The organism is Lentzea californiensis, assembly GCF_024648825.1.
GTDB lineage: Bacteria > Actinomycetota > Actinomycetes > Mycobacteriales > Pseudonocardiaceae > Lentzea > Lentzea californiensis.
In genome coordinates, this window is record NZ_JANBBE010000010.1 from 1 (window position 1) to 15,999 (window position 15,999).

The window sequence follows — 15,999 nt, forward strand, 5'->3', positions numbered from 1 at the left end:
TTGTAACCCGACTGCTGAGGCAGGTACCGAAACAGGTGCCCCAGATGAGCGTGGGCGTAGCGCAGCCAGCGGGCTTCGGAGGTGTGGCCCAGCAGTGCCTGCATCACCGCGAGGGTGACCAGTTCGGCATCGGTCAGGCTGGGCACGATGCCGACCTTCGGCCGCCACGGCGCTAATCGAGGTTGCGCCCTGAGCAAGTCGTCGGTTCTGACGTAAAGTGCGGTCGCGAGGGTGTCAATGTCGGTCGTCACAACCCGTACATCGACACCCTCGCTTCGCGTCTCTAGACGCCTACCCCTTGGACTTACTCATCTAGGAGTTCCAGCACTCGTTGTTGGAACTCACCCAGCGGTGTGACCTGACGACGTACTGAGGACCGGGCACGAACTGCTGGCCCTGAGGTACGTAGTACAGCGCGTGGCTGTAGTTCGCGTTGGCGTACAGGCAGACACCGCTGAAGCTGGAGCTGGTGCCCCTGTTGTAGATGGCCTTCACCGTCTGACTGGACGACCAGCTGCACACGACGGGCGTGTTCCACCAGTCGTTGTCCCTGTTCAGCCAACTGCAGCGGTTGCGGCTGCCATCGGTGACGGGCCAGACGCAGAGGTTGCCCGAGGAACAGGTCAGAGCCTGCGGCGTGACACCCGGATCGGGCGTCTGCACCCATCCCGTCGTGGCGGGCCGAGCCGCGGCGGTGTCAGCGGTGTCGGCGGTGGCGGTGCCCACCAGGCTGGCCAAGGCTCCGAGAACAACTAACAGCACACACAATGTCTTTCTCATCTTGCCCCCTGAGAGATTGACGTGCGGGACGCGGAGTATGCCGAGACCGCCGCGCGCGGGGAGGGTCCTTCGAACGTGGTCGAAGCCCTTCCACCCCACAGGGACTTACTGCACCGACAGGGAGACTTCTCGCAACTCGAGGGCGTCATGGTCCTGCGGAACTCACGCACTCAGGCGTCGCGATGCTCCAGGCCGTCCAGGCCGTCCAGGCCGTCCAGGCCGTCCTGCCAACGCTGTCGCCGTTGGCTCGCAGTCTGTTCCCACCACGGGGTGCCGCGCTCGCCGAGGGCGATCTTCGCGAGGTGGACTCGTGCCCGGGCGTCACGCTCCGCCTCGGCGTCTTCGGCGCGGCGGGCGGCGCTGATGTCCCGGCGAGCAGCCATCAACAGGCTGCGCAGCCGTGCCGCCGGCTCGGGCGGGATCTCGGGATCAGTGGCCCGCCACCGCCGTCCGTCGATGATCACGAAGTGCCCGTCTGGCGTGTGCTCCGGCTCGGCCATCACATCAGGATTGCACCGGTTGGGCCGTTGGGCGTGGTCAGAGGAGGCGGGGTTCGTCATGACCCGCGAGCGGCAGACAAGCCGCTAGTACCGCGAGGCGGTCCCTGGAAGCGCTTTCCTGGGACCACCGCTCATGTCAGGGCAGTTCGAGCCCGATCTTGACCAGCGGTGGCGCGCGCGGCAATGTGCAGTACGCAGTGCCGATCGAGCTGTTCCGAGACCGGACGTGCGGTGAGCGGTTCCCAGGGGGTGGGCGTGGCGCAGCCGAAGGCCTTGGTGGTCCGCGGTGGGTGGGAAGGCCACCAGCCGGTGCAGGCCACCGAGTTGTTCATCCCGTTCCTGGAGCAGAGCGGTTACGCCGTGCGGGTCGAGGAGTCGACCGAGGTGTACGCCGACGACGCCGAGATGGCGCGCACCGACCTGGTCGTGCAGTGCGTGTCGATGTCGCAGATCACCACCGGGGAGCTGGCGGGGCTGCGCGCGGCGGTCGAGGCCGGCACCGGTTTCACCGGCTGGCACGGTGGTATCGCGGACTCGTTCCGCGCGTCTTCGGACTACCTGCACCTGGTGGGCGGCCAGTTCGTCACGCATCCCGGCAAGGAGCCGTGCGAGCGCCAGGGCGGGCAGGAGGACAACTACTTGCCGCACACGGTGAACATCACCGCGCTCGGCCGGGAGCATCCGATCACCGCGGGCATCGAGGACTTCGAACTGGTCACCGAGCAGTACTGGGTGCTGCACGACGACCTGGTCGACGTGCTGGCCACCACGACCCACCCGGTCCGGCCGTGGAACCCGTGGCACCGGCCGGTCACCTGCCCGGCGATCTGGACCCGCCGGTGGGGCGCCGGGAGGATCGTGGTGACGACGCCGGGGCACAGCCTGGACGTGCTGGAGCACCCCAGCGTCCGCGCCATCATCACGAGGGGGATGTCTTGGGCGACCCGCACCGCGTCGGCATCGTAGGTCTCGGGTTCATCTCCCGCGCATACCTGGACACGCTCGGCAGCCACCCCGCGGTGCGCGTCACCGCGGTCGCCGACCTCGACCCCGCCCGCTCGGCCGCGGTCGCCGCCGAACTCCCGGGCGCCGAGGCGGTCAGCGTCGAGCGCCTGCTCGGTGGGGTGGACGTCGACACGGTGCTCAACCTGACCGTTCCCGCGGCCCATGCCGAGATCGCGTTCCGCGCGATCGACGCGGGCAAGAACGTCTACGGCGAGAAACCGCTCGCCGTCACGTTCCCGGACGGCCGGGCGATCATCGACCGGGCCGCCGCGGCCGGTGTCCTGGTCGGGTGCGCACCGGACACCGTTCTCGGCACGGGGACGCAGACCGCGCGGGCGGCGGTCGACAGCGGGCTCATCGGACTCCCGCTCTCCGCATCGGCCGTGATGGTCACGCCGGGGCACGAACGCTGGCACCCCAACCCCGACTTCTACTACACCGCGGGCGGCGGCCCACTGCTGGACATGGGGCCGTACTACATCACCGCTCTGATCCACCTGCTCGGCCCGGTGCGCACGGTGCTCGGCGCGGCCAGTCGCCTGCGCGCCGAGCGCGTCATCGGCTCCGGCGCGCGGATGGGCCACCGAATCCCGGTCGAGGTAGACAGCCACGTCTCCGGCGTGTTCGAACACGCCAACGGCGCGCTTTCCACCATCACGACCAGTTTCGACGGGGTGGCCACCACCGCCGCGCCGATCGAGGTGCACGGCGAGCTCGGCACGCTCGCGGTGCCGGACCCGAACCACTTCGACGGCGAGACCCGTCTCTTCCCGCTCGGCGGCACCGGATGGCGAACCCTTCCCCCCAGTGCGGGGTACACGGGCGCAGGGCGGGGAATCGGCCTCATCGACCTTGTCACCGCCGGCGGGCAGCGGGCCCCGCGCGCCGGCGGTGAGCTCGCGCTGCACGTGCTCGAGACGATGACCGCCCTGCTCCGGGCGGCGGACGAGGGGCGGCGGATCGAGCTGACGACCACGGTGGAGCGGCCACTGCCGGTGCCGCTCACAGCCGTGGACGAGTGGTCCCTCAGCCGTTGACGGAGCTGTCACGTCACCTCAGTCGAGGGCGTGGTCGCGGCCGGCTTGCAGGATCTCGTCGGACAGCGATGGCTGGACGTGGCGCACCGCGCGGGCGAGCACCATCGTCCCGACCAGTTCGCCGAGCAGGCGCATGGCCCTGCGGCGCGCATGGTCCGGGTCGGGCGTCTGCCCCTTCGCCTCGGCTTCGCGCAGGAACTCGGCGGTGAAGCCGGCGAGGTAGCCCTCGACGCCCTCGGCGTACGCGCGTTGCACCGCTTCGCTCTGCCGACCGGCATCGGTGACCAAGGCGCTGGAGGGACAGCCGCCGTCCTCGGCATCCCGGTGGGCGGCGGAGAGATAGCGGGCGACGACCCGCTCCAACGGGGAGCCGGTCTCGTTGTGACCGTCTTCGATCGCCCGTGCCAACACCCCGAGTGACGCGGCGAACGACGTACCGCACACCTCCACGGCCAGGTCGTTCTTGGACGCGAAGTGGTTGTAGAAGCCGCCGTGGGTCAGGCCCGCTTCCTTCATGAGCTCCGCGATGCCGACCGCGTCGATGCCCTGGGAGCGGAACATCCGGCCTGCGGCGTCGACGATGTTCTGCCGGTTGCGGACTTTGTCTTCCTTGGTGATCCGCGGCATGGCCGGCTCCCCAGCTCTTGACTATTTCAATGATGGCTCTCATCATAACAGGGGCTTACGATGATGACCGTCATCATTGCTGGGGAGGGCTCATGCGCACCATCACCTACGAACAGCAGGGACACGCCGCACAAGTGCTGCACCTGCAGGAGCGGCCGGCACCGGCGGCACCCGCCGCCGGGCAGGTGCTGGTGCGGGTACTGGCCCGGCCGATCCACCCAGGGGACCTGGCCGGCGTGGAGGGCTTTCCGGGTCTGCCGCAGCAGTGGTTCGCCACGCCTCAGGTACCTGGTCTGGAGGGAACGGGAGTCGTCGAGGCGGTCGGTGAGGACGTGCCCGGACTGGCGTCCGGCCAGCGCGTCGCGTTCTTCCCGGTACCCGGCGCCTGGAGCGAGTTCGTCACGGTGCCCGCCGAACTGGTCGTGCCCGTGCCCGAGGGGCTCAGTGCGGAGACAGCGGCGGTGCTGCTGGTCAACCCGATCACGCTGCTCACCTTGCTGCGGGCGGTCGAGGACGCTCGGAAAGGCCGGCCGGGACCGGTCCTCCAGACGGCCGCCGGTTCGTCGATCGGCAAGCTCGTCGGCGCCGCCGCGCTGCGACACGGCTTCCCGCTGGTCAACCTGGTCCGCAGCGCCGCAGGGGCACGGGAGTTGCGGCAACGCTTCCCCGGACTGCCGGCGATCTCGACCAGCGACGCGGACTGGCGCACCCAGGTGCGGGACGCGGTCGGCGGCAGCGGGGCGCAGGTCGTCCTCGACGCGGTGGGTGGATCACTCACCGGCGAACTGACCGCGCTGCTGGCCGACGGCGGCACGCTGATCTCCTACGGCGCCCTCGGTTCCGGGAGCACCCCGCTGGAGTCGCTGGCGCTGGTCCCGCGAGAACTGACGGTGCGAGGCGTGTCGGTGGGCCGGTGGCTGACCCGCACGCCCGCGGAGCGGGCCGAGGACGTCGCCTTCGCCATCAGCCTGACCGAGACCTCCCCGGAACTGTTCGAGGTCGCCGGCCGCTACGACCTGGCCGACTTCGCCGAGGCCGTCGACCACGTCCGCCGCCCCGGCAAGAGCGGAACCGTCCTGCTGACCAGCCCCGCCTCCTGAACCCGAGGAAGGACATCACCGTGAAGATCGGTTCCATCGGCGCCGGGAAGGTCGCCCAGGCCATCGCCCGGCACGCGGCGGGCCAGGGCCACCAGGTCGTGCTGAGCAACAGCCGCGGCCCCGCCTCGCTGACCGCCCTCGCAGAACGACTCGGGCCGCACGTCACCGCCGGTACACGCGAGGAAGCGGCCTCGGCGGAGCTCGTCGTGCTCGCGGTGGGCTGGCCGCAGGTGCCGGACGCGGTGGCCGGACTGCCGCCGTTCGGCGGACGCGTCGTCATCGACACCACCAACCAGTTCCTCTCCCCGTTCCCACGCGCCGAGATCGCCGACCTCGGCCCGCTGACCGGCAGCGAGCACGTCGCCTCACTGCTGCCGGAAGCCCGCGTGGTGAAGGCGTTCAACAGCCTCTACGGCCAGTACATCGCCGCCGATCCGCGTCATGACGCCGGACGCCAGGTGCTGTTCCTGGCCGGTGACGACGCCGATGCCAAGACCACCGTCATCGAGCTGACCACGAGTTTCGGGTTCGCTCCCGTCGACCTCGGCTCGCTGCGCGAGGGCGGACGCCTCATGCAGCTCGGCGGCCCGCTCTCGGGCCTCCACGTCCTCAAGCAGGACTGAACAGGGCCCACGCCCACCCTCGTTCCCGACAAGGAAGATCCTGATGACCAGCCAGCCGCGCACCTCCACCGCCCAGCCCCTGCTGAGGCCGATCCGCCTCGGCGCGCTCGAACTGCCCAACCGCGTGATCATGGCCCCGATGACCAGGGCCCGCGCCCGCAACGCCGACCTGGCCCCCACCGACCTGCACGCCAACTACTACGCGCAGCGCGCGGGCGCCGGCGTGATCATCACCGAGGGCACCTGGGTCAACGCCGACGCGATCGGCTTCATCGACGTTCCCGGCATCTACACCGAGGAACAGACCGCCGGCTGGAGGAAGGTGACCGACGCCGTTCACCGAGCGGGCGGGCGGATCATCTCCCAGCTCGGCCACCTCGGCGCGATGTCCCATCCCGACCACCTCGGCGGCCGCATGCCCGCGGGCCCGTCCGCGATCAACCCCGGTGAGCAGTCCTTCACCCCGGACGGACCGAAGGACACCGTGACCCCGCGAGCGTTCACCGCCGCCGAGATCGCAGGCACCATCAGCGCCTACCGCCAGGCCGCCGGGAACGCCCGTCGCGCCGGGTTCGACGGCCTGGAGATCCACGCCCAGGGCCAGCACCTCATCCCCCAGTTCCTCAACCCCCGCCTCAACCAGCGCACCGACGCCTACGGCGGCAGCAGCGAGAAGCGAGCGCGGTTCCTGCTGGACGTCCTGGACGCCGTGAGCGACGTGTGGGGCAGCGACCGCGTCGGCGTGAAGCTCTCTCCGCACTGGGCCAGCGGAACCGCGTTCACCGGGGACGAGGACACGCTCGCCGACTACGACCGGCTGCTCACCAGGCTCAACGACAACGACCTCGCCTACCTCCACCTCGTGGGCTCACCCGGCACGACAGAGGAACGCATCAGCCAGTTCGCCCGCTTCCGCACCCACTACCGGGGCAACGTCATCGCCAACCTCGGCTTCACCCAGGCCCTGGCCAACGACGTCCTGGACGAGGGGATCGCCGACGCCGTTTCCTTCGGTGCCCCCTTCATCGCCAACCCCGACCTGGTCGAACGATTCGCCAACGGGCACCCGCTGGCCGAGAGCGACCCCGCCACCTACTACGGCGGTCACGCCGAGGGCTACACGGACTACCCCGCCCTCACTCCCGCCGGCCGCTCCTGAGGCATCGGCGTGACCGTGCGGGCCGGACCGCGAGGTGGCTGCTCTACGCACGCAGCTCGTAGAGCTGGAAGTGGTCGTCCACGCCCAGATCGAGGCGCAGCGGTTCGTCGCGGATGATGATCTCGGACCTGATCCGGTGGTAGCCGTGCTCGGCGAGCAACGGCGTCGCGTCCCGCCAGACGCCGCCGCCCTCCCTGCTGTTGAGCGTGTCCTGGGTGTTGGTGATGAGGAAGAGGTGCCCGACGTCGTGGCGGGACAGCCATCCGAGCCACGCGTCGACGGCTGTGCGCGGCATCTCCGCGAAGCTGTGGATGTTGACGGCGAGGTCGATGCGCGTGTCGTCGAGCTCGTCGAGCCGGTCCAGCGGGATGGTGGGCGCCTTCTTCCCGACGCCGCGGTGCTCAAGGTAGTAGGAGCAGACGAACGTCGAGGTGGGCACCGCGTCGACGCAGTAGTAGCGGTCGAGGTCGTCCACCGCCACGGCCATGCGGTGCGCGAGCCGTCCGTAGCCGGCGCCGACGTCGATCACCGTGCAGCCGGGACGGTCGAAGAGCTGCCATTCGCGGTCGAGGAAGCAGATCTCGTTGACCGAGTCGAGCAGGTCGCGGCTGATCGGTGTGCCGGAGGGGCCCGCGGCCGTCCAGCAGCCGAACCGGCCGTCCTCCGTCAGCCGCTCCATCAGTTTCCGGTGGTCGAATTCCGCCAGATAGCGGGCATAGCGCACCATGCTCGATTCCAGATCGGCGGAATAGTTGGACAGCTGGCGCACGTAGCAGTTGTCGCCGCGGAAGTAACGCAGATCGAGGTCGGAACGGTACACATCAGCCCAGTGCGAGTGCGTGTTGAGCGGTGAGACGACCTCGTCGTACCGGCGAACCAGATCGAGTAGCTTCGGGTTTTCCCAGATCAGCTGTTCTGCGGCGCCTGGGGGCAGTGGAGTGGTCGGGTCGTGTTCACCACGACCGCACGAGTGTTCCAGCACATTCTCCCCTGAATGATCGGCCTCTTCCAGACCATACCGCCGACGATCAGTCCAGGCGGCTGAGAATTCCGCAATGGGCAACCGTTCTCGTTGAACAGGTTGACATATCGGAGGTCAATCGTTCACTGGCGAGAGAGCGGAAATGAGGGCTAGCATCGAGCGAGTGCGTGGTCGGAGTTTGAGGAACTCCAGTCGGGTCGAACGGGCGGTGATCGCCGCGCACTGACGTTCGGGGGAACGGTTTGTCTCAGCCTGGGGGTAGAGCGGAAACCGAGGAAACAGCCGTTGCGGAATCACCTGTGGTGCGAGTGCCGGTGGAGTCGGTCAGCACCGGGGTGTCGCCTCGGCTCGGTGGAGAGGACCTGGAGCACGTGCGGGCGCTGGCGGCCCTCGAGGAGGGGCTGCCGCCGATCACGGTGCTGCGGTCGAGCATGGAGGTGATCGACGGGGCGCACCGGCTGATGGCCGCGCGCTTGAAAGGCGACCGGCACATCGCGGCGCGGTTCTTCGACGGCACGGCGGAGGAAGCTTTCGTGCTGGCGGTGCGGCTGAACATCACGCACGGACTGCCGCTGTCGCAACGGGATCGGCTCATCGCGGCACGGCGCATCGTGGCGTCGCACCCCGGCTGGTCCGACCGGAAGGTGGCCGCGGCGAGCGGGTTGTCGGCGAAGACCGTGGCGTCGCTGCGTGTCAGAGCGGGCAAGGCCGTGGACACGAGGCTCGGGCTGGACGGCCGGGCACGGCCCACGGATCCGGTGCGGCGCAGGGAACGGGCAGCGGAGCTGATCGAGGAACGGCCGGCCGCGTCGTTGCGGCAGATCGCGGCTGAGGCGGGGATAGGGCTCGGCACCGCCAAGGACGTGCGGGATCGGCTGAAGCGCGGGCAGGACGTGGTGCCGCCCAAGCTGCGCGGCGTCCGCGAGGCCACATCGGCCCGGCGTGAGGAGCGGACCGAGGTGGCGGGGCAGGGGTTCCACGAGGTGTTCGAGGTGCTGCGCAAGGATCCGGCACTGCGGTTGAACGAGGTGGGGCGGACGGTGCTGCGCATGCTGGCCGCGCACCGGGTCGAACAGGACCAGCTGGCCAGGCTCGCTGCCGGGATCCCCGTGCACGCCACGGGAAAGCTCGTCCGCGCCGCGCGGTTGTGCGCACAGATGTGGACGAGGCTCGGTGACGAGCTGGAGAACCGCGACAGCCGGGACGAGGCGTCCTGATGGTCAGCGTCCGTTCAACTACTGACGTTCCACAGTTGAACCTGTGTCAACGCCACGTTCCACGCGCACAGGCGACCGCGAATCCCGGGCCGAACGCGACGATCAGGCCTTCCGCCCCCGTGGCCGGCGGCGCCTCGTGGGTGCGGCGGAGCACGTCGAGCACCGCGTTGCCGCCGAGGTTTCCGTTCTCCCGCAACGAGTCGAACGAGTGCCGGGCGTCCTCCTGACGCAGTCCGAGCGCGGCGGCGGCCTGGGCGATGATATGCGGGCCACCGGGGTGGATCACGCCGAACGACGGGCGCCGATCGCCAAGCCACCCCAGCACGCCGGGCAGTGCGTCACCGGCCGCCGCGACGGCCTTCTTGGTGGATTTGAAGTGCAGCCCGGCGGCGTCGAACTCGCCCCAGTAGCGGTCGGACGAGTCCGGCAGCAGGAACTCCAGCGTCTCCTCGATCGTGAACCCGTTCTCCCGCTGCTCACCGGTGACGACGCAGGCGCCCGCCGAGTCGCCGAAGAGAGCCTTGTAGATCATGCTCTCGATCGTGTCCTCATCGCGGTGGTACACAGTCGACAGTGCCTCGGACACGACCACGAGAATCCTGCCGCCGGGCCGGGAGCGCACCAGGTCGGTGGCGCGGACCAGTGCCTGCCCGCCACCCGCGCAGCCGAGCACGGTGATCGGAACGCGCGCGACGTCCGGCCGCAGCCCCAGCTCCTCGACCAGCCGGACGTCGAGGTTCGGGGCGGCGAACGACGTGGTGTGGCTCGTGACCAGGCCGTCGACCTGGTCCGCCCGCAGCCCGGTGGTCTCCAGCGCGCGCCGGGCGGCGTCGACCGCCATCTCGACCGCGTCGGCGAACGCGAACCGGTTGCGCTTCTCGATCCCGGTGGTGCCGACGACGTCGGCGAACGGCCTGCTGAAGTAGCGCTCGGACACCCCGCACCCGGTGATCACGCGCGTGATCGCGTTCAGTCGCGGGTGGTTCGAATGCCTTTCCCGGACATCGGCCAGGATTTCCTCGGTCGTCACTTTGTTAGCGGGCAGCACGACGACGGGTTTGCTGATGTGCGCGGTCAATTTCTTCTCCCCCTGAAGGATTGACGAAGATTTCAGCCTAGCCGTTCGAGATGCGTTCGATAAGCGCTGTTGCGAACGCGAAAGTGTTCCGACAGGCTGCCGGAAGTCATCTCACACGGGGGAGTCGAGTTGATCTTGCGCAGGAGAGTCGTGGCCGCGGTCACGCTGCTGATCGCACTGGCAGGAAGCACATTCGCGCCTGTTGCGGTGGCTCAGAGCGAACCTGATCAGCTGCTGCACTTCGTCACCAGACCGGATCTGAGAACGCCGCGGATAAATGTCCGCACAAGCGCGGACGGTATCGCGCCGGGATATGTTTTCCTGGGTCCGAAGTCGGACACCTTCGTGCTGCCGCCGGCCTCGGTCCTCGGCGGCCCGGAAATCGTCGACAACACCGGTCAGCCGGTGTGGTTCCTGCCTCGCGGTGACGGAAACCTGATTCGCACCGCCGCCTTCGAGGCACAGCGGTACCGAGGCCGGCCCGTGCTGACGTGGTGGGAGGGCCTGCCCGTGCCGATCCACGAGATCGGTGCGCCGGTGTTCGGCAACTGGGTGGTCATGGACGAGTCGTACCGCCTGATCGACAGGATCAAGCCGGGCAACGGCATGGAATTCGCCGACATGCACGACATGCGGATCACGCCGTGGGGAACCGCCCTGGTCCTGGTCTACCGGATGGTGCCGCACAAGGACGGCGACACCATCCGGGTGGTGCACGACAACGTCATCCAGGAAGTGCGCATCGGCACCCGCGAGGTGCTGTTCGAGTGGTCGGCGCTTGACCACATCGGGCTCGACGAGTCCAATCTGCCGAGGCCGGGCAACCCGCTCACGCCCTACGGTGCGGTGCACCTCAACTCGCTCTCGCTCGACACCGACGGCAACATCATCACGAGCGGCAGGCACACGGGCGCGGTCTACAAGATCGACCGGAGCAGCGGCGAGATCATCTGGCGGCTGGGCGGCAAGCGCAGCGACTTCACCTTCGGGCCCGGTGCCGCGTTCGCCTGGCAGCACGACGCGGCACGGGAACGGGACGGCACGCTGTCGGTGTTCGACAACGCCTCCACCGGCAACGGCCCCCAGATCTCCCGCGGGCTCGTGCTGAACCTCGACGAGACGCGCCGGACGGCGACGCTCGCGCGGTCGTACCCGAGCCCGGACGCGCTGATGTCCGGCACCCAGGGCGGCGTGCAGGAGCTCGGCAACGGAAACGTCTTCGTCGGCTGGGGATCACACGGCACCTTCACCGAGTTCTCGCGCGGCGGCGAGGTCGTGTTCAACGCCTCCTTCGCCAAGCCGCACCTGAACTCCTACCGGGCCTTCCGGTTGCCGTGGGTGGGCAGGCCCGCCGATCTCCCGATCGCGGCCGGGCGCGGCGGCACCGCGTACGCGAGCTGGAACGGCGCCACGGAGGTCGCCTCCTGGCGGGTGCTCGCCGGCGGCAGCGAGCAGTCGCTGTCGCCGGTCGCCACGGCGCCGAGACAGGGCTTCGAGACATCGGTCCCGCTGCCGGAGCCCGCGGCCTACGTGGCCGTGCAGGCGTTGGACCGCAACGGTTCGGTGCTGGGCACGTCCCGGCCCGCGAAGGTGGGGTGAGGACAGTGCTGGTCATCGGTGCCGGTTTCGGCAGGACGGGCACGCTGTCGGTCAAGGCCGCGCTGGAACGGCTCGGGTCCGGGCCCTGCTACCACATGCTCACGGCGTTCGAGAAGCCCGAGCACCTGCGCTTCTGGAACGCGGCCCAGCGCGGTGAACCGGTGGAGTGGTCCTCGGTCTTCGACGGCTACCAGTCCACTGTGGACTGGCCTGGCTGCGCGCACTGGCAGGATCTGCTCTCGCGGTACCCGGACGCCAAGGTGGTGCTGACGGTGCGGGACCCGGAGCCCTGGTACGAGAGCTTCCGCGAGACCCTCGCGCCGCTGTGGTCGGCGGACGGTGGTTCCGAGGACCCCGGCTACCGCGCGTACCTGGAGCTCGTGCACCGCATCTCGTCGCACACGTTCGGCGGGCGGCTCGACGACAAGGCCCACGTCATCTCGGTGTTCCAGCGGCACAACGACTCGGTGGCCGCGGCCGTGCCCGCGGACAGGTTGCTGGTCCACGAGGTGAAGCAGGGCTGGGCGCCGTTGTGCGAGTTCCTCGGCGTGCCCGTGCCGGAGGAGGAGTTCCCGCATCTCAACGACAGGGTGAGTTTCCGTGAGATGGTCCGTCGCCGCCTCGCCACCTGAGTCACCGGAGCGCGCGGTCTTCGCACGCCGGCCGGTGCTCGGGCTCGCCGCGGCGTTCGGCCTGCTGCTGCTGGTGACCAGCGGCGGGTACGGGTTCGCCGGTGACGAGCTGTACTTCATCGTCGCCGGTGCCCACCCGGCCTGGGGCTATGCCGATCAGCCGCCGCTGGTGCCGGTGCTCGCGCGGGCGTTGAGCCTCGTGAGCGACTCGCCGGTGGTGCTGCGATTGCCGGTCACGGTGTTGATGCCGGTGGCGCTGGTGGTCACGGGACTGATCGCGTGGGAGCTCGGTGGTGGCCGGCGGGCGCAGTTGCTGGCCGCGTGGACGTTCGTACTGGCGCCGCACGTGCTGGGCGACAGCCACAACCTCACAAAGGCACCGATCGGGCTGGGGTTGTGCACCGTGGTGGTGTGGCTGCTGATCCGGTGGCTGCGGGTGCGGGACGACCGGCACTGGCCGGCCATCGGTGCGGTGACCGCGCTGGCGTTGCAGACCAACCACGTGTTCGCTGTCTTCTGGGTGGTCGCGGGTCTGGTCGCGTTGGGGTCGCGCGGTGCTGCGCTGCTGAGGTCCCGGTGGTTCTGGGCGGGTGCCGCGATTCCGGTCGTGGCCACGATTCCCGGTCTGCTCTGGCAGGCGCGCAACGGCTGGCCCCAGGCGGCGATGGTCGGCGAGATCAGTGCCGCGACCTCCTCGGTCAGCGGCGGTCCGCGGTTCGTGCCGATGGTGCTCCTGACAGCGGGGCTGCTCGGCGGGGCGTTGCTCTGCTCGGGCCTCTGGTGGCTGCTGAGGTTCCCGCAGCACCGGGTTCTCGGCGTGACGTTGCTGGTCGTCGCGGTGCTCGTGTGGGTCGCGGGTGGAAGGCGGGACTACTTCGCCGACGTCGCGTTCCCGTTGTGCTGGGCGGCCGGCGCGGTCGCGGTGGAACAGGGGCTGACCGCCCGGTGGTGGCGCTGGGTGCCGACCTGGCCGGTGATGGCGGTGTCGGCGGTCGTGCTGATGCGCGGTTTCGTGCCGCTGCCTGTCGAGTGGCTGGGTGGCTACGATCGTGCGTTCGTCGTCGTGCACGACGAGGACTGGCGCGGCCTGGCCGAGACGGTTTCCGTGGCACACCAACGGGTACCGCCCGGCACGGTCATCATCGCGGGTGACTACTGGCACGCTGCCGCCCTCGACCGGTACGGGCTGCCGTCGGTGTACGGCGACATGCGCGGCTACTGGTGGTTCGGCACACCACCCGACAGCCGGAACGTGCTGTACGTCGGTGCGCTGCCCCGCGTGCTCGAAGCCCACTGCGGCACGACCGAAGAGCTCGCGTCCCATCTCGACACACCTGTCCACCTGTGTTCGAACCTCGACAAGTCGTTACCCGATCTGTGGCCACAGCTCAAGCACGTGGACCGCAGGCAGGAGTGGAAGGAGCGAGAGTGAGAGGAACGACGGTCTGGATCACCGGGCTTCCCGCGTCCGGGAAGTCCACGGTCGCAGGCGCTCTGGCCGAAGACCTGGCCGCGCACGACCGGCACGCCGTCCTGCTGGACGGGGACGAGCTGCGCCGGGGACTGAACGCCGACCTCGGGTTCGGGAAGGCCGACCGGGCGGAGAACGTGCGCAGGGTCGGTGAGGTCGCGAAGCTCTTCGCTCTGGCCGGAGTGGTCGCGATCGTCGCGGCCATCAGCCCCTACCGCGCCGGACGGGAAGGTGCGCGGTCGGCGCACGCGGCGGCGGGCGCAGGATTCCTGGAGGTCTTCATGGACACGCCCGCCCGGCTCTGCGAGACGCGAGACCCGAAGGGGCTGTACGCACGGGCTCGCGCGGGCGAACTGCCCGGCTTCACCGGCGTCGACGATCCCTATGAACGTCCGGAGAACCCGGATCTCGTGCTGACACCGGCGATGGGCGGCAGCGCGGAGCTGGCGCGCCTGATCTCGGCATTGCTCGACCGCGCGGAGGCGGCCTGTGCCTGACATCGAGGTCGCCGTCAACATCAACCCGCGCTCGATCGACGAGGCGATCCGCTGGGGCCGCCTGTTCGAGGGCCACGGCGTGGCCAGGCTCGGCGTGTGGGACTCGCCGGTCGGGGTGCCCGAGTGCTGGACGACCCTCGGCGCGCTGTCCCAGTGCGTGACCCGCGTGCCGCTCGGGGTGAGCGTCACCAATCCGAGGACCAGGCATCCAGCCGTGACCGCGAGCGCGCTGGCCGGACTGTCCGGGGAGACGGCCGCCGGGGTGTTCCTCGGGATCGGCACCGGCGACAGCGGTGTCTACAACCTCGGCGGGCGAGCCGCGACACTGCGCGACCTGCGTGCGTACGTCCAAGCCGTGCGGGAGTTCCTGGCCCGGCGCGCGACGGCCGCCAAAGTCCTCGTGGCGGCGCACGGGATGCGGTCGCTGGAGGTCGCGGCCGAGATCGGCGACGGCGTGATCGTCGGGCTGGGGCACAGCGAGGAGGTGGTCGCGGCGGTCACCGCGGTGACCGGCCACGACGTCGAGGTGTGGTGGAACACCGGCACGATCACCATCGACCTCGACGGTGACAGGGCCGAGGCGACCGGCGGCTGGGTGCTCGCGTCGCTCGCGCACCACTTCACCCGGTTCGGCCTCGAGTCGAAGCTCGTGCCCGCCGGGCTGCGGTCCGGCGTCGAGCAGCTGGGCGCGCTGTACGACCTGTCCCGGCACGGCGTCCAGACCGAGGAGGACAAGCGGCGTTACGTCGAGGCCGCGAAGATGCTCGGCGTGTGGGACCACCTCGCGGACCGGTTCCTGATCGCGGGCACCGAGAGCGAGGTGGTCAAGCGGCTCGACGAGCTGAGCGCGCGGGGCGTGCGGCGGCTGGAGATGGGCACTGCGAACGGCCAGGACGCGGCAGCGGCGGCGCTGAGCCTGATCTCGAGGAGGGCGCGTGAGCGCTGACGACCACGCCTTCGCGGCCCGGCTCGCCGGGGAGTGCGGCCGGCTGCTCCGAGTTCTGCGCCGGGACACGGGCTTCGCCGATCCCGAGCGGTTGCGGCGGCTCGGTGACCGGCGCTCGCACGAGGCGTTGATGGAAGGGTTCCGCACGCATCGGCCCGAGGATGCCGTGCTCTCGGAGGAAGGTGCCGACGACCCGAAGCGCCTTGTCAGCCAACGGGTCTGGATCGTCGACCCGCTCGACGGCACCCGCGAGTTCGCCGAGGAGGGCCGTACCGACTGGGCCGTCCACGTGGCGTTGTGGGAACGCGGCGAGCTCACCGCGGGCGCGGTGGCCATCCCGGCACGGGACGTCGTGGTCACCACCGCACAGCCGCCGGCGCCTCCCTCGGGTGCGGAACGGCTGCGCATCGCGGTCAGTCGCACGAGACCGCCGGCGCTCGTGCACACGTTGACGCGGCTGCTGGACGCCGAGCTGGTGCCGCTGGGGTCGGCCGGTGTCAAGACGTCAGCCGTGGTGCTGGGCGAGGTCGACGCCTACGTGCACGCGGGCGGCCAGTACGAATGGGACTCCGCGGCGCCGGTGGCGGTCGCGTTGGCGGCAGGGTGCCACGCGTCCAGGCTGGACGGCTCACCGCTGCGCTACAACCGCGAGGATCCGTGGCTCCCAGACCTGGTCGTCTGCGGTGCCCGCCACCGCGACCGGCTGCTGTCCGCGATCAGATCGGTCATCGGCGAGAGCTGAAGGC

The 15,999-nt window shown here is 69.8% G+C and carries 17 protein-coding genes and 1 pseudogene; 12 read left to right on the forward strand and 6 right to left on the reverse strand.

The window, feature by feature from the left end:
• From LX88_RS30490 to LX88_RS30500, 3 genes and pseudogenes are all read right to left on the reverse strand, one after another.
• Window positions 1-251, reverse strand: a pseudogene (locus LX88_RS30490) (IS982 family transposase); the annotation flags it as partial.
• A gap of 61 nt (window positions 252-312) precedes the next feature.
• The gene (locus LX88_RS30495; RefSeq protein WP_258951224.1) at window positions 313-738 is read right to left on the reverse strand and encodes a peptidase inhibitor family I36 protein; all 426 of its coding nucleotides are present in this window, start codon (window positions 736-738) and stop codon (window positions 313-315) included.
• 212 nt (window positions 739-950) lie between these two features.
• The gene (locus LX88_RS30500) at window positions 951-1,280 is read right to left on the reverse strand and encodes a hypothetical protein (protein WP_258951225.1); all 330 of its coding nucleotides are present in this window, start codon (window positions 1,278-1,280) and stop codon (window positions 951-953) included.
• 231 nt (window positions 1,281-1,511) lie between these two features.
• On the opposite strand from LX88_RS30500, the gene LX88_RS30505 reads away from it, so the two are divergent.
• Together LX88_RS30505 and LX88_RS30510 are read left to right on the forward strand one after the other, a co-directional pair.
• A complete protein-coding gene (locus LX88_RS30505; protein ID WP_258951226.1) occupies window positions 1,512-2,246 on the forward strand; it encodes a ThuA domain-containing protein in 735 nt (244 codons plus the stop codon).
• Window positions 2,216-3,322, forward strand: coding sequence for a Gfo/Idh/MocA family protein (locus LX88_RS30510; RefSeq protein WP_258951227.1), 1,107 nt, complete (start codon window positions 2,216-2,218; stop codon window positions 3,320-3,322). The genes LX88_RS30505 and LX88_RS30510 overlap by 31 nt, the downstream gene beginning before the upstream one ends.
• 18 nt (window positions 3,323-3,340) lie before the next feature.
• On the opposite strand, the gene LX88_RS30515 is transcribed toward LX88_RS30510, so the two are convergent.
• Entirely contained in the window at window positions 3,341-3,949 is a 609-nt protein-coding gene (locus tag LX88_RS30515; protein WP_258951228.1) for a TetR/AcrR family transcriptional regulator, read from the reverse strand.
• 92 nt (window positions 3,950-4,041) lie between these two features.
• On the opposite strand from LX88_RS30515, the gene LX88_RS30520 reads away from it, so the two are divergent.
• The 3 genes from LX88_RS30520 to LX88_RS30530 are packed head-to-tail and all read left to right on the forward strand — an operon-like array spanning window position 4,042 to window position 6,831.
• Window positions 4,042-5,049: an alcohol dehydrogenase catalytic domain-containing protein gene (locus LX88_RS30520; protein WP_258951229.1), complete on the forward strand. Its 1,008-nt coding sequence runs from the start codon at window positions 4,042-4,044 to the stop codon at window positions 5,047-5,049.
• Window positions 5,050-5,069: 20 nt separating this feature from the next.
• Entirely contained in the window at window positions 5,070-5,672 is a 603-nt protein-coding gene (locus LX88_RS30525) for an NADPH-dependent F420 reductase (RefSeq protein ID WP_258951230.1), read from the forward strand.
• 43 nt (window positions 5,673-5,715) lie between these two features.
• On the forward strand, window positions 5,716-6,831 hold the full coding sequence (locus LX88_RS30530) for an alkene reductase (protein ID WP_258951231.1): 1,116 nt from the start codon (window positions 5,716-5,718) through the stop codon (window positions 6,829-6,831).
• Between the two features lie 43 nt (window positions 6,832-6,874).
• Here the strand turns inward: LX88_RS30530 and LX88_RS30535 are convergent, their stop codons facing one another.
• Window positions 6,875-7,813, reverse strand: a complete 939-nt coding sequence (locus LX88_RS30535) for a putative sugar O-methyltransferase (protein WP_258951232.1) — start codon at window positions 7,811-7,813, stop codon at window positions 6,875-6,877.
• Between the two features lie 299 nt (window positions 7,814-8,112).
• Here LX88_RS30535 and LX88_RS30540 point away from each other — a divergent pair, with 299 nt between their 5' ends.
• Complete coding sequence (locus LX88_RS30540) at window positions 8,113-9,030, forward strand: ParB/RepB/Spo0J family partition protein (RefSeq protein ID WP_258951233.1); 918 nt, start codon at window positions 8,113-8,115, stop codon at window positions 9,028-9,030.
• 46 nt (window positions 9,031-9,076) lie between these two features.
• Here LX88_RS30540 and LX88_RS30545 read toward each other — a convergent pair whose 3' ends face one another.
• Window positions 9,077-10,108, reverse strand: coding sequence for a beta-ketoacyl-[acyl-carrier-protein] synthase family protein (locus tag LX88_RS30545; RefSeq protein ID WP_258951234.1), 1,032 nt, complete (start codon window positions 10,106-10,108; stop codon window positions 9,077-9,079).
• 135 nt (window positions 10,109-10,243) lie between these two features.
• Between LX88_RS30545 and LX88_RS30550 the strand changes: the two genes are divergently transcribed.
• Genes LX88_RS30550 through LX88_RS30575 form a run of 6 tightly spaced genes read left to right on the forward strand, consistent with a single transcriptional unit; the run spans window position 10,244 to window position 15,995 of the window.
• Complete coding sequence (locus LX88_RS30550) at window positions 10,244-11,707, forward strand: arylsulfotransferase family protein (RefSeq protein ID WP_258951235.1); 1,464 nt, start codon at window positions 10,244-10,246, stop codon at window positions 11,705-11,707.
• Window positions 11,704-12,339 carry a sulfotransferase family protein gene (locus LX88_RS30555; protein ID WP_258951236.1) on the forward strand — a complete coding sequence of 212 codons (636 nt, stop codon included), beginning with the start codon at window positions 11,704-11,706 and terminating at the stop codon, window positions 12,337-12,339. Before LX88_RS30550 ends, LX88_RS30555 begins: the two co-directional genes overlap by 4 nt.
• Window positions 12,308-13,771, forward strand: a complete 1,464-nt coding sequence (locus tag LX88_RS30560) for an ArnT family glycosyltransferase (protein ID WP_258951237.1) — start codon at window positions 12,308-12,310, stop codon at window positions 13,769-13,771. The genes LX88_RS30555 and LX88_RS30560 overlap by 32 nt, the downstream gene beginning before the upstream one ends.
• Complete coding sequence (gene cysC, locus LX88_RS30565) at window positions 13,768-14,307, forward strand: adenylyl-sulfate kinase (RefSeq protein WP_372511445.1); 540 nt, start codon at window positions 13,768-13,770, stop codon at window positions 14,305-14,307. The genes LX88_RS30560 and cysC overlap by 4 nt, the downstream gene beginning before the upstream one ends.
• Window positions 14,300-15,253, forward strand: a complete 954-nt coding sequence (locus LX88_RS30570) for an LLM class flavin-dependent oxidoreductase (protein WP_258951238.1) — start codon at window positions 14,300-14,302, stop codon at window positions 15,251-15,253. Before cysC ends, LX88_RS30570 begins: the two co-directional genes overlap by 8 nt.
• Entirely contained in the window at window positions 15,243-15,995 is a 753-nt protein-coding gene (locus tag LX88_RS30575; protein ID WP_258951239.1) for a 3'(2'),5'-bisphosphate nucleotidase CysQ, read from the forward strand. The genes LX88_RS30570 and LX88_RS30575 overlap by 11 nt, the downstream gene beginning before the upstream one ends.
• The last annotated feature ends 4 nt before the right edge of the window (window positions 15,996-15,999 follow it).